This window comes from Neisseria sp. (genome assembly GCF_030530745.1).
Lineage (GTDB): Bacteria > Pseudomonadota > Gammaproteobacteria > Burkholderiales > Neisseriaceae > Neisseria.
In genome coordinates, this window is sequence record NZ_JAUMUI010000040.1 from 1 (window position 1) to 13,916 (window position 13,916).

The window sequence follows — 13,916 nt, forward strand, 5'->3', positions numbered from 1 at the left end:
AGGCCGGGGGCGATGTTTTCACGTTCGTCCACCACCATCACGCCTTTGAGGATTTCCCATTCGAGCTTGCGGCCGCTGTTGTTTTTGATGTTGAACACCACTTTGCCGCTGGGCACGGTAAGCTCCATCGGTTCGCAGGCTTCGTCGTTGACGGCGATGTTGACCGAACCGTCGGCATTGGCGGCAGCCGCCCCGCCGGAAGCAGGTGCTTCGGATTTTTCGGCCTCGGGCGGCTGACAGCCCGCCAAGCTGAAGGCGGCGAGCACGGACAAAACCAAAATATTTTTCTGTTTCATAAACATAACCTCTTTCTGTGTTAAGGGGATTTTTCGGAAACGGCAGGCCGGCTGCCGCGCAGAAACCAATACATCACGGGAAGCAGATACAGCAGCCACACCAGCACTTCTCCCTGCGTAGGGTGGTCGGTGTAGCCGAAAAAGCCGCCGAGCAGCACGCCCAGCGGGCTGTCTTCATGCAGGATGTGGGAAATGTCGAATACAATGGTTTGCAGGCGGTTCCACACACCGGCTTCGTGCAGCGCGCGCAGCGATCCGGCCAAGAGCCCGGCGGCCACCATAATCAGAAATGCGCCGGTGATGCGGAAAAACTTTGCCAAATTCAGGCGCATACCGCCCTGATATACCAGCGCGCCGATAACCACGGCCGCCGCCAGCCCCGCCACCGCGCCTGCGGGCATACGCCACGAGGGGCTCTGCTGAAACACCGCCAGCAGAAAAAACACGCTCTCCAAGCCTTCGCGCGCCACCGCCAAAAACGCCATGCCCACCAGCGCCCGGCCGCTGCCGCCTTTGTTCAGGGCCGTCTGAACCGAATCTTCAAGCTGCCGCTTCATCGAACGGGCGGCTTTTTTCATCCATAAAATCATATAGGTGAGCATGGCCACCGCTACCAGGCCGATAATGCCCACCACGAATTCCTGCTGTTTTTGCGGAATCTCGCCGGTGGCGGTGTGGATGGCCAACCCCAAACCCAAGCACAGCAGGGCGGCCGCAACCACGCCCAGCCATACTTTCGGCATCAGGTGCCCGTTGCCCGACTGGCGCAGGAAACCTGCCACAATACCCACAATCAGCGCGGCTTCGATGCCCTCGCGCAGCATAATCAGAAAAGCGATAAACATAGATTTGATGTTTGAAACGATGGTATTTAAAGTTATATCTCTATTTTAATATTAATGCAAATAGTTTTTATTTCTATAATTAATGAAATAGTAAAAAAGATTACAGGGCCGTCTGAAACTGTTTCAGACGGCCCTGTAATCTTGGGGTGTGTAGTCAGAAAGCGTTGCGGTCAGCGTTTTTTCCGGCTGGTGTTTTTGCTGCCTTTGGCTTTTTTATCGGCGGCGGCCAGGCGGGCGGCAACGAATTCGACCATTAAGTCTTTCTTTTCCCAGAAAAACGTTTGCATTTTTTCGAGCGGATAGATTTTTCGCACCATGGCGGGCAGGCCGTTGTGGATAATCGCGGCTACGCCGCGGTTGAGCGTTTCATTGTCCATCGCGGTTTTCAAATCGGTGTTTTGGCCGTCGAGATAGGCCTGCAGCTCTTTTTTCACGCCGCCGTGGATTTCGAATTGTTTGATCATTTGGGGTTTTCCTTTCCGTAAAATGCGGCGCCATTTTAGCAAAAATAATGACTTTTTAAACAAATCTTAACCATTTGGCCGGTTTTTAGGGCTACAATATGTCGGTTATTTTCCAAAGGCCGTCTGAAATGTATTTGTGGTTCAAACTGCTGCATGTGTTTTTTGTTATTTCGTGGTTTGCCGGGCTGTTTTACCTGCCGCGCATTTATGTGAACCTCGCTCAGGTTGAGGCGGGTAACCGCGGCGAATACCTGCGCCTGCTGGGCATGGCCGGGCGGCTGTTTAAATTTATGACGCCGCTGGGCGTCGGGGCAGTGTTGACGGGCTTTGTGATTCCGTTTGTTACCGGCTGGTGGGGCATGGGCTGGGTGCACACTAAAGTAACGCTGGGCGTGGTGCTGTTGGGCTACCATTTTTATTGCTACCGCCTGCTTTTGGACTTTCAGGACAACCGCAACCGCTACTCGCACAAATGGTTCCGCGTGTTTAACGAAATCCCTGCGGTGATTATGATAGCTGCTTTATATCTTGTTGTATTCAAACCATTTTAGAGGCCGTCTGAACAATGACTATCGAAATCGAACGCCGCTTTTTATTGAAAAACGACAGTTGGCGTGCTGAAGCGGGCGGGCCGGAAACCATGCGGCAGGGTTATCTGAGCGTGGAAAAAGAGCGCACCATACGCGTGCGCATCATCGGCAACCGTGCGTGGCTCACGCTCAAAGGCTATATTTCGGATGTTGTCCGCAGCGAGTTCGAATATGAAATCCCGCTGGCGCACGCCGAAACGATGATGCAGACCATGTGTCCGTTTAAGCTCGAAAAGCGGCGTTATAAAGTTAACTATAAAGGTTTTGTGTTTGAAATCGACGAATATTTCGGCGACAACGCGCCGTTAATCGTGGCGGAGCTGGAATTGCCGGGCGAAGATGCGGCATTTGCCAGGCCGGAATGGCTGGGTGAGGAAATCACGTCCGACGGCAGGTTTACCAACGCTTATCTGAGCGGACGTCCGTATTCGGAGTGGGATAAGCGTTAGAGGCTGTCGACATTTAACCGGCGAAGCGGTTTTTTGAGGCAAAATACCGCCGTTGCGTTGAATGTCGGCAGACCTTGGGCCGGCTGGAATCAAAGGCCGTCTGAAAATGCATTTTCAGACGGCCTTTGCTTCAAACCCGGCGTTTTACGGCTGGGTAACGGGGTCTTGCGGCAGCGGTGCGGCCGGAGCGCTTCCGTCGGGTGAGGCAGCCGGATCGGGCGTGCCGGCAGGTGCGGCAGCCGGCGCGGGTTCGTCGGCAGGTTCGGCCATCGGATCAGCGGGGGCTGCGACCGGCTCGGCTGCGGCGGGGACGGCATTTACACTGTCGGCTACATACACGAATTTGGTGCGGTCGTCGCTTTTGGCAGACAGTTTGACACCTTGGTATTGCACTTCCTGCAGGCCGGGAAACGCGCCCTGCTCGCCGCCGGTTTGCGGCATATTTTCAGCAGCGGCAAAAGAGGCGGCGGCAGAGGCCAGTGCGGCGAAGGTTAAAGCGGTTTTTTTCATCGTTCGTCCTTTCGGTTCGGTTTTATCTGTTTATCAAGCCATAGTTTGACGGCAGACCGGTGCGAGAGTTTTCCTGCATACGGTTAAGGCCGGGTTAATAAATAACAGATTGATAAAGCAAAACTGCCGTTTTGAGAAATTGTGTAAAAATATGACGTTAAATCCGGGAATATGTGAACGGATACGGCGGGCTGCTTTGTCGTGCGCAAGGCCGTCTGAAAATCCCGGCAGATCCGTTTGAAACCGCCCTGCCCCGATTCTGAACCGGATATGCCGCAACCGCTGTTTTTACTGTATCTGCCGCACCGTCCGTCCTATAATCCCTTACTCCCAACCCCATGTGAAAGCCTTCAGAATGACGACCCGGCCCGATAAATTCAATGCGCTCTTTTTTTCGGTATTTTTTCTGTTTGCCGGTTTCGGCCTGTTTCTCAATTCGGCGGGGGTGGAACTTTCGCAAATGGGAGTGAACAGCACTGCCATCGGCGTGTTAAATGCCGCTTTCTTCCTGGGGGCGGCTTTGAGCACGGTAGCGGCGCACCGCGTGGTGTCGGGCGTGGGGCATATCCGCAGCTTCAGCGCATTCGGTGCGGTGTTTGCCATTGCGGCGCTGGGGCATTTGATGACCGGCAACTTGTGGGTGTGGGGCGCGCTGCGGGTGGTGCTGGGTTTTTGTTATTACAGCCTGCTGATGGTTGTGGAAAGCTGGTTTGCCGAGCGCAGCACTGCGTCGGCACGGGCGCGGGTGCTGGCCCTGTATAACGTGGTGTACTACATCTCGTTTACCGCCGGTATCGCGCTGTTGAGTTTCAAGCTTTCCAACAGCGAAATTTTCACGGTTTCGGCGATGATGGTAATGGCGGCCATGCTGCCGGTGGCGCTCACCCGCCTGCATGCCCCCGAGCTGCCGCCGCGCCAGCGTATCAGCCTGCCGCACCTGTTTGCCATCGCCCCGTTGGCGCTGGTGGGCAGCTTTACGGCGGGCTTGCTGATGAACGGTTTTTTCACTATGGCTTCGGTATTCCTGCTCAAACAGGGTTTTGATGTGCGGCAGATTTCGTTTTATCTGATGACGGCAATGGTGATGGGGTTTGCCGTGCAGCTGCCGGTTGCGAAATTTTCCGACCGCCACGGCCGCCGCGCCGCCATTTTGGCCTGTTCGCTGGTGTCTGCCGCAGGTGCGGCGGCGGGCATCGGGCTGATGCTGGCGGACATCACCGCCGCGTGGGCGCAATATGCGGTGGCGTTTATGTTCGGCATCGGCCTGTTTACGCTTTATGCTTTGAGCGTGGCGCGAGCCAACGACCAGCTGCCCAACGAGATGAGCACGGTTGAAGTGAGCCGCAGCCTGCTGTTCAGCTACGGCATGGGCTCGATGCTGGCGCCGGTATTGCTGGGTTTGGTGATGGATCAGGCCGAACGCTATGGTTTTTATGCCTATTTCGTTGTGTTTGCGGCATTGTTGGCCGTGTTTGCCAAACAGCAGCAGGCGGTGCCCGAAGACAAGCGCAGTATGCACGTAAACATGCCTGCCGCCGCCGGCCCGGTGATTGCCGACCTTGACCCGCGCAACAGCGGCGGCGTGCTCAAACCGTTTGATAAAGCCGAAGCGAAAGTTTATGCCGAAGAGCTGGCGCGTGAAGCACAGGCGGATACCCCGCCGGAGCCGGAGCCGGAGCAGGATATGGGCAACCCGGCCGGTTAGGTTGGGGGGTAGAAATGCCTTGAGGCCGTCTGAAAACTTTCAGACGGCCTCAAGCTTTGCAAAGTTTGCGGTTTGTTTGAACCGCACGCCGGTTATTCGTAAACCTTCAGCAGCTCCACTTCAAACACCAAAGTGGCGTTGGGCGGAATCACGCCGCCGGCGCCGCGCGCGCCGTAGCCCATTTCTGGCGGAATGGTCAGCTTGCGTTTGCCGCCTTCTTTCATGCCGCCGAAACCTTCGTCCCAGCCTGCAATCACTTGACCCACGCCCAGTGTGATGGTGAGCGGTTGGCGGCGGTCGAGGCTGGAATCGAATTTGGTGCCGTCTTCCAGCCGGCCGGTGTAGTGCACGGTGATTTCTTTGCCTTTCACGGCTTCTTTGCCGTGGCCGGTTTCGATGTCTTCAATAATCAGGCTCATGATTGTGCTTTCTATAATCGGATTGGGGCGGCAAGCATAACATAAAAACGGGTATCAGTTGCCCACGCATTGGTGCAGCGGAAAGCGGCTTTTGCGGGCGCGGGGGTTTTTCTTTTTCTCGTAGCGGTTCCACGCTTTTTCGTGAAAATAAAACACAAACGTGTTGGCCAGCGGCTCGATTAACGCCACCGCGCCCGAAATGCCGATGCTGCCGGTTAAGGCGTAGGCTACGCCGAATGCCACGCCGAAGTGTAGAATGGCGAAAGTGATGGTTTTCAACATGGTGGGTTCCTTTTAAGAGCCTTAGGGCACGCCAAAAAGCGTTGCGGCGGTATTTTTGGTTAAAATCCGCATCTGCGGCGTTAGGTAGCGTAGCGGACTTGCGAAGCTAAAATGCCCGCAAGATGTTCAACCTTGCTGCGCTTTTTGCCTTGCATCTGCGGATTTTTCCTCAAAAAACCGCTTCACAAGCTTGTCGACGGCACGCCCTACGGCCGTCTGAAATGATATTGATTAGCATCATATCGGGGTGGCGGCGGTTAAGAAATTTGATTCTGTCAATATTTAATTAGTTAAATTTTATCAGATTAAAAAATTCAATAGCAAATGATAATTATGGAAACGCTGAAAATCGTTGCGCTCGACCGCGACACGTTGGCGGACGAACCGTTTGATTTTGATTTCAAATACGAATTGGCCGAATACGGCAACACCGAACCGCAAAATACGGCGGAACGCATTCAAGGCGCGCAGATTGTGATTACCAACAAAGTGGTGATTGATGCCGGGCATATCACCGCCAACCCGCAGTTGAAACTGATTGCGGTGGCGGCCACAGGCGTCAACAACGTTGATGTGGCGGCGGCCAAAGCAGCGGGCGTGGCGGTGTGCAATATCCGTGCCTACGGCAACGATTCGGTGGCCGAGCACGCGTTTATGCTGATGATTGCCCTGATGCGCAACCTGCCCGCCTACCAGCGCGATATTGCCGCCGGCGTGTGGGAGCGGTCGCCGTTTTTCTGCCATTTCGGCGCACCGATGCGCGATTTGAACGGCAAAACGCTGGTGATTTTCGGACGCGGCGGCATCGGCGCCACGCTGGCCGGTTATGCCCGCGCATTCGGTATGGAAGTGTTGTTCGGCGAACACAAACACGCTGACGGCGTGCGCGAAGGGTATACGGCGTTTGACGATGCCGTCCGCCGCGCCGACGTTATTTCGCTGCACTGCCCGCTCACGGAGCAAACCGCAGGCATGATAGGCGAAGCCGAGCTGCAGCAAATGAAGCCTGGCGCGGTTTTGGTGAACTGCGCGCGCGGCGGTTTGGTGGACGAACACGCGCTGGTGGCTGCGTTGAAATACGGCACGCTGGGCGGGGCGGGCTTCGACGTGCTTACCGAAGAGCCGCCGCGCAACGGCAACCCGCTGCTCAAAGCGCGCCTGCCCAACCTGATTGTTACGCCGCATATGGCCTGGGGCAGCACCGAAGCCCGCCACCGCCTGTTTGACATATTGGTGGAAAACATCAACCGTTTTGCGGCGGGCAGGCCGCAGAACCTGGTTTGAACGCTGCTGCAATATTGTATGCAGGCTGAGGCCTTTGCAAAGGTCTCAGCCTGTTTTGATTGGAAAACCTGCAACTGATTGTCATGATAACGGTGCCGGAATCAGCTTATTTTTCTGTAGAGCAGGTATAAACCTTCCGCAATAAACATAGAAACGATAATAATCAATGAAGCGGCCGGGTCTTCAACGGCATAATGGCGGGTTAGGGCGGAGGCAGATAAAATCATTACTGCATAAATCAAAAACGATGCCCATCCTCTTTTTTTATAAGGCTCAGACATAAACCCATCCTATCTGTTCATTAATATTATGCACTGATGGCGACCGCAGATTTCCTGTAATTGAAACATTCAGCCTGCGGTGCCTGCTTATTAAATATTAATCGTGAACGTATTCACCATTGTTTACCCGGTTTTGAATATCGTTGGCCAATGCATTGACATCCGTTTTGATTGAGTTTTCAATATGCCATCCGAAACCGTAACCGAGAAGGCCGCCGGGAAGCCCGCCAAATCTGGCACCGACCATACCTCCCACATCTCGGATCACTCCGCCACCGCTTACATTTTTCAATTCAAACTGATTCAGTTTCTTCATAATGTATCTCCTCGAAAGATAGAAAATCAAAAGAAAAGAGAAACAGCTTTTATCAACTGTTCCCGGTATGTTTGAGGGGTGCGGGTTGAATTTTGTTTCAACAACTTAACTTATTTTTTGAAAAAAAAAAAAAAAAAAGAGAAGTTAATTTTTATTTATTCTGTGAGGATATGCATGTTTATTATGGCTATATGCCGATAGCGGCAGCAGGCTTCCCATAATAGTATATCCGGCTTACGGTGCCTGCTTTGTGAAAAATATTAACCGTAAACCTGCCCGTTGCTCTGCAGACGGCTACACTTATTTAAATTTATCCCTGTTAAAAATTTTTTGAAGTAATATATTCATCGGAATAAAAATTAAAACAGCCAATGAGGTGATTTTCAAAGATTGTGAAAAATCATGAAGTATAAAAAAATAACTTATGGTCAGGGTAACCACGAAAACAACAACTGCTGTAACCGCTATAAACAAACTGAATTTCATGATCGGAACCATTATAAAAACTTAATGGGTATGCCGGGTTTATGGCACGGCACAAAACCGACATATCGGTTAATATCTGACAATTGTCAGATGGCGGTATGCTATTTTTCCCAACCGTCGTTAATGACAGTAGAGCCGAATCCGCCGACAAAGCCGCCCAAAGCCGCTGCTCCTGCAACTTTTGGGCCTCCTACTAAACCGGCAGCCCCTGCAGTGGCTCCTGTTGTCAGGCCGATTGCTGCAGCTTTGCCGAAATCGACATTGCCCCAGTTGAAACCGCCTGCAACCAACTCCAATTCAGCCATGCTTAATTCGTGGCCGAAACCATTCATCAAAGTTTGCATTTGATTACTCCTTAAAAAAAATAGAAAATCAAAAGAAAAGAGAAACAGCTTTTATCAACTGTTCCCGGTATGTTTGAGGGGTGTGGGTTGAATTTTGTTTCAACAACTTAACTTATTTTTTGAAAAAAAAGAGAAGTTAATTTTTATTTATTCTGTGAGGATACGCATATTTTTTATTACATTTAAATCGATGCGATGTTTTTTATATTCCGTCATGCCCGGGCTTGATCCGGGTGTCCCTTTTTCTTCTAAAACAAAAAGATGCCCGGGTCAGTACAGGGCATGACGCAAGTGTTTTAAGGTATCGGAAAGAGTTTTGCAGAGGCCTCCGGCCGGGATTTCGGCAAAAGCACCTGAGGCCGTCTGATTTTTTTCAGACGGCCTCAGGTGTTTCGGTATGCGCGGTTATTTGATTATCCCGCAGGCCATGCGCCCGCCGCCGCCGCCCAATGCGGCGGGTTGGTCGCTGTAGTTGTCGCCGCCTTCATGAATCATCAGCGAATGCCCGCGCAGGCTGTTGATGTTTTTGATGCGCGGGGCAACCACGGGTTGGATACGGCCGTTTTCGGCCACGGCCAGTGCGGGCAGGTCGCCTAAGTGTCCGCCGTCATCCCACGGGCCTTTGTGGGCGCCGGTTTTTTTCGGATCCCAGTGTCCGCCGGCGGCCATGCCGGCCGTTAGTTTGCCGTTGCTTTCGGCAGGGGCGCAACTGGGTTTTTCGTGAACGTGAAAACCGTAGATTCCGGCTTTCAGGCCTTGTAGTTTGGGCGTGAATACCGCGCCGTATTTGCTTTGGCTGATGCGGATTTCACCGATCGGGGCGTTGCCTTTTTCGATGTCGAGCCGCGACACGGGCACGATGATGTCGGTTTGGGCGTAGGCGCCGAAAGAAGTGGCGCAAAGTAAAGCGGCGAGCAGTTTTTTCATGGGGATTCTCCTTATCGGTTGGTGGGGCATTCTGCAGGTGTTATGCCTTATTGTATTTCAGACGGCCTTATCCGCTTAAAGTTCAAACGGACCGGTTTGTTTTTATTCCGCACCGCGCTTTTCTACCGCCAGCACCACGGCGTTGCCGCCGTTGATTTGAAACTTCACACCGTAGGCCGAAATATCCATTGCATACACCCGTTCGGGAATGTCTTGATAGGCGGGGCGCGGGTCTTGGGCGATGCTTTGGCCGATTAAGTCGCGCTCGGCCCGGGTGAGATGCTCTGCCCCGCAGCCGGGCTGCCAGCTTACAGACAATTCGTTTGGCTTGGCGGCGGCGAAACCGCCTGCGGCATCGGGTTTGGCTTCCACAAACGGAATATAGGGTTTGATATCGACGACGGGGGTGCCGTCGAGCAGGTCGGCACCGCTGCAATACAGGCGCACGGGGCGGGCGGTTTCGATGCGTTCGAGCTTCAGCAGCGACAGACCGAGATGATTGGGCCGGTGCGGGCTGCGGGTGGCAAACACGCCCATTTTCTGTTTGCCGCCCAAGCGCGGCGGGCGCACCAGCGGCGACCAGCCTTCGTTTAAAACATCGTGGAAAATAAAACTGATCCACACATAATCGAAATTTTCCAAACCGCGCACGCTGTCGGCGGAAAAAGCCGGCTCAAGCTCGATGCACACTTCGGCGGCGGGTACGAGGCCGGGCTGGCGGGCAACGCCGAATTTTTGCTTGTAGGGGGAATGCACGGTGGCGATGGGGGTGATGGTGTGTTGCATAAGGCCGTCTGAAAAGCCGTTGGAAAGGCTCATCATAACACCGTTATCGGTTTCAGACGGCCTTTGCTATAATGGCGGCTGCTGAAAACCGAGAGCCTGTTTTATGATAGTGTCGATAGACGTTGATGCCCAGAAAACCTTTTCGCCGTTATGCCCGAACGAGCTGCCGGTGGTTGAGGGCGATACGATTGTGGCGGAGTTGAACGCGCAGGCTGCATTGGCGGATTTGCGGGTGATGACGAAAGACGCGCATAGCCCCGCAGCCAAATGGCTGGTGGCGGATGCGGCCGATATGCTTAAGCCCACCGGGCTGCCCGAAGCCGATGTTACTTGGGTTTCCCACGCGATTGTGGGCAGCAGGGGCTACGAGCTGCTCGACGGCCTGCCGTCGGCCAAAGAATACGATTATTGCGTATGGAAAGGCGTCGATCCCGAGATCCACCCCTACGGCGCCTGTTTTCACGATATCGGCGAAAAGCTCAGCACGGGGCTGATCGAATGGTTGCGCAGCAAAGGGGCTGAAATCATTATTGTGGGTGGATTGGCTACGGATTATTGTGTAAAAACAACGGTTTTACAGCTTTTGAAAGGCGGCGGCTGGAAAGTGGTCGTGAATGCGGCAGCATGCCGGGGCATCGCGCCTGAAACCGTGGAAACGGCATGGAACGAAATGATAGATGCCGGCGCGGTGGTGTTGGAGAACGCCGATGCAATTTCAGATTATATTAAAAATCAATAAGTTGATTGTGTTTCACGTGAAACATGGAGCTCATTGACGGATTGGGCGCAATGAAAATACTGTTGGTAAGGCTCTCGAGCATGGGTGATTTAATCCACACACTGCCTGCGGTGAGTGATTTATCGCGTATGCGCCCCGATGTGGAGCTGCATTGGTTGAGTGAAGCGGGTTTTGCCGACATCGCCCGCCTGCATCCGTTTGTGAAAGAAGTGCACGCGATGCGCTGGCGGCAATGGCGCAAACAATTAAATCGGGCGGAAACATGGCGCGAAATAGGCCGTCTGAAAAGCGTTTTGCAACGGCAGCAATTCGATTTTGTGTTAGACAGCCAAGGGTTGATGAAGAGCGCGCTGTTTGCGAAAACTGCCAATTCACCCGTGAAAGGCTTGGATTTCAACAGTGCACGCGAACGCTGGGCGGCGCTAACCTATAACCAAACTTATGCCGTGCCTAAGGGCAGAAACGCCGTTTGGCGCAACCGTGCTTTGTTTGCGCTGGCGTTCAGTTATGAAATGCCCGCCGAACAGCGATTCGGGCTGAGCGTGCCGCCGGAAGGCCGTCTGAAAGATTTGCCAGGGCATTATTACGTTGCCCTGCACGCCACCAGCCGCGACAGCAAACTGTGGCCGCAAAACCATTGGCTCGAGTTATTGCAAAAGCTGTATGACGGCAGCGGCAGCCCCGTTTACCTGCCGTGGGGTAATGAAACGGAAAAACTGCGGGCGGAAAACATCGCCGCCAAACTGCCGTTTGCCCGCGTGTGCGACAAGCTGAACCTGTTGCAGGCCGCTTTTCTGCTCGATAATGCCGCCGGCGTGATTGGTGTGGATACCGGCCTGCTGCACCTTGCCAATGCGCTGGATACGCCTGTTGTCGGCATCTATACCGATACCGACCCGGCCAAAACCGGCGTGCAGGTTTCGCCGTGGGCAGTGAATCTCGGCAATGTGGCGCAGATTCCTGATGCGGAAGACGTTTATCAGAGCTTGTTATCGTGTATTCGGGCCAAATCTGAGGCCGTCTGAAAAATGAAAGCAGGGCTGCCATTATGCCGTTTTCAGACGGCCTGTGTAGTTTCCCGATATTTGCCATACATCATATAAATGCTTGAGAGCAATTACTTTAATTCGGGTATAATCCCTATTCCGTTTGGCGGTGCGAGCCGTTTTTGCAGAACGGGCGTGTTGTTTTTTCTGCAAAAACCGTTTAACCGATTACTGCCGGAAGCCCGGCTCAAGGAGAGTTTATGAAAGCACTGGTTGCCGTAAAACGAGTGGTGGACTATAACGTCAAAGTCCGCGTGAAAGCCGACGGTTCGGATGTGGATATCGACAATGTCAAAATGTCGATGAACCCGTTTGACGAAGTGGCCGTAGAAGAAGCCGTGCGCTTGAAAGAAGCGGGCAAAATCAGCGAAATCGTGGCGGTGTCGCTGGGCGGTAAAAAAAGCGAAGAAACCCTGCGCACCGCTTTGGCAATGGGCGCCGACCGTGCCGTTCATGTGGAAACCGATGCCAAACTGGAGCCGTTGGCGGTAGCCAAACTACTGAAAGCCGTTGCCGACAAAGAAGCGCCGCAGCTTTTATTGCTGGGCAAACAGGCCATCGACGACGATGCCAACCAAACCGCGCAAATGCTGGCCGCCCTGCTCGGCGCCGCACAAGGCACGTTTGCCTGCAAAGTGGCGCTGGAAAACAGTGAAGTGCTGGTTACCCGCGAAGTGGACGGCGGTGAAGAAACGCTGGCTTTGAAACTGCCCGCCGTAATCAGCGCCGATTTGCGTTTGAACGAGCCGCGTTTCGTAAAACTGCCCAATATTATGGCAGCCAAGAAAAAGCCGCTCGAAAAAACCACGCCGGCCGATTTGGGTGTGGACATCAGTCCGAAAACCAACGTCGTGAAAGTGGCCGAGCCCAAGCCGCGCCAAGCCGGCATTAAAGTAGGCAGCGTTGCCGAACTGGTTGAAAAATTGAAAAACGAAGCCAAAGTTATTTGAGAAGGGGCGAGACATGAGCGTTTTAATTATTGCAGAACACAATAACCAACAGTTAAACCCCGCCACCCTGCACGCCGTTACCGCCGCCGCCAAACTCGGCGAAGTGCATATTCTGGTGGCCGGCAGCAATGCTGCCGAAGTGGCCGAATCCGCCAAGAAAATCAACGGCGTAGCTAAAGTTTTGCTGGCGGACGCCCCTTATTACGGCGAAGCGCTTGCCGAAGAAATTACCCCGTTGGCGGTAAAGCTGGCCGGAGATTACCGGTATATCGGCGCCACGGCCACCGCTTTCGGTAAAAACCTACTCCCCCGCATCGCCGCCCTGCTCGATGCGCCGCAGATTTCCGATTTAACCGAAGTGGTTGATGATAAAACATTTATCCGGCCTATTTATGCAGGCAATGCTTTTGAAACCGTGCAGAGCGATGCGCCGAAACTGGTGCTTACTTTCCGCGCCACTGCATTCGATGCGGCAGAAAACGGCGGCAATGCCCAAATAGAAACGGTGGAAGCCGCGCCCGCACAAAACCTGAGCCGTTTTGTGAAACGCGAACTCACCCAATCCGACCGCCCCGAACTTACCCAAGCCAAAGTGGTAGTGGCCGGCGGGCGCGCATTGGGTAGCGCCGAACAGTTCAATGCCCTGCTCACGCCATTGGCCGATATTTTCGGCGCTGCCATTGGTGCATCCCGCGCTGCCGTCGATGCCGAATATGCCCCGAACGATGCCCAAGTTGGCCAAACCGGCAAAGTGGTCGCCCCGCAGCTCTATTTTGCCATCGGTATTTCCGGCGCCATCCAGCACACCGCCGGCATGCAGGACAGCAAAGTAATCGTAGCGATAAACAAAGACCCGGATGCTCCTATTTTCAGCGTATCCGATTACGGCATTGTCGGCGACCTGTTCGACATCGTGCCGCAATTAACCGCAGCCTTGAAAAGCTGAACGTTTCACGTGAAACAGGCCGTCTGAAAGAACTGGATTCAGACGGCCTTGCTATTGTGTTTAATACCAATTTATTTATTTCGGCGGGCTATCAAGAAACTCAACAATAGAAAATAATTTATATGTTTAAGTAATTTTTAATATTTGAGAAAACAAATGCAAGCATGAATAGGTAAGCAAATGTCTGTAAATATTTCAAAGTTATATGATGAATTGAATAAGCTTACTGCCGAGCCGAGCCGAGCCGAGCC

General features: G+C 53.4%; 19 protein-coding genes. 8 read left to right on the forward strand and 11 right to left on the reverse strand.

Features of this window, described 5'->3' with window-relative positions:
• The 3 genes from Q3970_RS10125 to Q3970_RS10135 form a co-directional block, all read right to left on the reverse strand.
• On the reverse strand, positions 1 to 296 hold a 296-nt coding region (locus Q3970_RS10125; RefSeq protein ID WP_303100452.1), incomplete at its 3' end, for a cupredoxin domain-containing protein.
• Positions 297 to 316: 20 nt separating this feature from the next.
• Positions 317 to 1,141 (reverse strand): iron uptake transporter permease EfeU, encoded by an 825-nt coding sequence (efeU, locus tag Q3970_RS10130; RefSeq protein ID WP_303100453.1) that lies wholly within the window; start codon positions 1,139 to 1,141, stop codon positions 317 to 319.
• 170 nt (positions 1,142 to 1,311) lie between these two features.
• Positions 1,312 to 1,605, reverse strand: coding sequence for a hypothetical protein (locus Q3970_RS10135; RefSeq protein ID WP_303100454.1), 294 nt, complete (start codon positions 1,603 to 1,605; stop codon positions 1,312 to 1,314).
• Positions 1,606 to 1,733: 128 nt separating this feature from the next.
• On the opposite strand from Q3970_RS10135, the gene Q3970_RS10140 reads away from it, so the two are divergent.
• Together Q3970_RS10140 and Q3970_RS10145 are read left to right on the forward strand one after the other, a co-directional pair.
• A complete protein-coding gene (locus Q3970_RS10140) occupies positions 1,734 to 2,156 on the forward strand; it encodes a CopD family protein (RefSeq protein WP_303100467.1) in 423 nt (140 codons plus the stop codon).
• A 14-nt stretch (positions 2,157 to 2,170) separates the two neighbouring features.
• Positions 2,171 to 2,644 (forward strand): CYTH domain-containing protein, encoded by a 474-nt coding sequence (locus Q3970_RS10145; protein ID WP_303100455.1) that lies wholly within the window; start codon positions 2,171 to 2,173, stop codon positions 2,642 to 2,644.
• Positions 2,645 to 2,788: 144 nt separating this feature from the next.
• Here Q3970_RS10145 and Q3970_RS10150 read toward each other — a convergent pair whose 3' ends face one another.
• On the reverse strand, positions 2,789 to 3,154 hold the full coding sequence (locus Q3970_RS10150; protein WP_303100456.1) for a hypothetical protein: 366 nt from the start codon (positions 3,152 to 3,154) through the stop codon (positions 2,789 to 2,791).
• A gap of 355 nt (positions 3,155 to 3,509) precedes the next feature.
• Between Q3970_RS10150 and Q3970_RS10155 the strand changes: the two genes are divergently transcribed.
• On the forward strand, positions 3,510 to 4,859 hold the full coding sequence (locus Q3970_RS10155) for an MFS transporter (RefSeq protein ID WP_303100457.1): 1,350 nt from the start codon (positions 3,510 to 3,512) through the stop codon (positions 4,857 to 4,859).
• Positions 4,860 to 4,951: 92 nt separating this feature from the next.
• Here the strand turns inward: Q3970_RS10155 and Q3970_RS10160 are convergent, their stop codons facing one another.
• A complete protein-coding gene (locus tag Q3970_RS10160) occupies positions 4,952 to 5,281 on the reverse strand; it encodes an FKBP-type peptidyl-prolyl cis-trans isomerase (RefSeq protein ID WP_303100468.1) in 330 nt (109 codons plus the stop codon).
• A 51-nt stretch (positions 5,282 to 5,332) separates the two neighbouring features.
• On the reverse strand, positions 5,333 to 5,560 hold the full coding sequence (locus tag Q3970_RS10165) for a DUF2061 domain-containing protein (protein ID WP_303100458.1): 228 nt from the start codon (positions 5,558 to 5,560) through the stop codon (positions 5,333 to 5,335).
• A gap of 333 nt (positions 5,561 to 5,893) precedes the next feature.
• On the opposite strand from Q3970_RS10165, the gene Q3970_RS10170 reads away from it, so the two are divergent.
• Entirely contained in the window at positions 5,894 to 6,844 is a 951-nt protein-coding gene (locus tag Q3970_RS10170; protein ID WP_303100459.1) for a D-2-hydroxyacid dehydrogenase, read from the forward strand.
• A 101-nt stretch (positions 6,845 to 6,945) separates the two neighbouring features.
• Here Q3970_RS10170 and Q3970_RS10175 read toward each other — a convergent pair whose 3' ends face one another.
• The 5 genes from Q3970_RS10175 to tsaA form a co-directional block, all read right to left on the reverse strand.
• The gene (locus tag Q3970_RS10175) at positions 6,946 to 7,125 is read right to left on the reverse strand and encodes a hypothetical protein (RefSeq protein ID WP_303100460.1); all 180 of its coding nucleotides are present in this window, start codon (positions 7,123 to 7,125) and stop codon (positions 6,946 to 6,948) included.
• A 97-nt stretch (positions 7,126 to 7,222) separates the two neighbouring features.
• Entirely contained in the window at positions 7,223 to 7,441 is a 219-nt protein-coding gene (locus Q3970_RS10180; protein ID WP_303100461.1) for a hypothetical protein, read from the reverse strand.
• A gap of 587 nt (positions 7,442 to 8,028) precedes the next feature.
• Positions 8,029 to 8,271, reverse strand: coding sequence for a hypothetical protein (locus Q3970_RS10185; RefSeq protein ID WP_303100462.1), 243 nt, complete (start codon positions 8,269 to 8,271; stop codon positions 8,029 to 8,031).
• A gap of 405 nt (positions 8,272 to 8,676) precedes the next feature.
• Complete coding sequence (locus Q3970_RS10190) at positions 8,677 to 9,198, reverse strand: superoxide dismutase family protein (RefSeq protein ID WP_303100463.1); 522 nt, start codon at positions 9,196 to 9,198, stop codon at positions 8,677 to 8,679.
• Between the two features lie 102 nt (positions 9,199 to 9,300).
• Complete coding sequence (gene tsaA / locus Q3970_RS10195; protein WP_303100469.1) at positions 9,301 to 9,984, reverse strand: tRNA (N6-threonylcarbamoyladenosine(37)-N6)-methyltransferase TrmO; 684 nt, start codon at positions 9,982 to 9,984, stop codon at positions 9,301 to 9,303.
• A gap of 103 nt (positions 9,985 to 10,087) precedes the next feature.
• On the opposite strand from tsaA, the gene Q3970_RS10200 reads away from it, so the two are divergent.
• The 4 genes from Q3970_RS10200 (at position 10,088) to Q3970_RS10215 (ending at position 13,665) form a co-directional block, all read left to right on the forward strand.
• Entirely contained in the window at positions 10,088 to 10,723 is a 636-nt protein-coding gene (locus tag Q3970_RS10200) for a nicotinamidase (RefSeq protein ID WP_303100464.1), read from the forward strand.
• 50 nt (positions 10,724 to 10,773) lie between these two features.
• Complete coding sequence (waaC, locus tag Q3970_RS10205) at positions 10,774 to 11,748, forward strand: lipopolysaccharide heptosyltransferase I (protein WP_303100465.1); 975 nt, start codon at positions 10,774 to 10,776, stop codon at positions 11,746 to 11,748.
• A 221-nt stretch (positions 11,749 to 11,969) separates the two neighbouring features.
• On the forward strand, positions 11,970 to 12,719 hold the full coding sequence (locus tag Q3970_RS10210; RefSeq protein ID WP_257067704.1) for an electron transfer flavoprotein subunit beta/FixA family protein: 750 nt from the start codon (positions 11,970 to 11,972) through the stop codon (positions 12,717 to 12,719).
• A gap of 13 nt (positions 12,720 to 12,732) precedes the next feature.
• Entirely contained in the window at positions 12,733 to 13,665 is a 933-nt protein-coding gene (locus tag Q3970_RS10215) for an electron transfer flavoprotein subunit alpha/FixB family protein (RefSeq protein WP_303100466.1), read from the forward strand.
• Positions 13,666 to 13,916 lie beyond the last annotated feature (251 nt).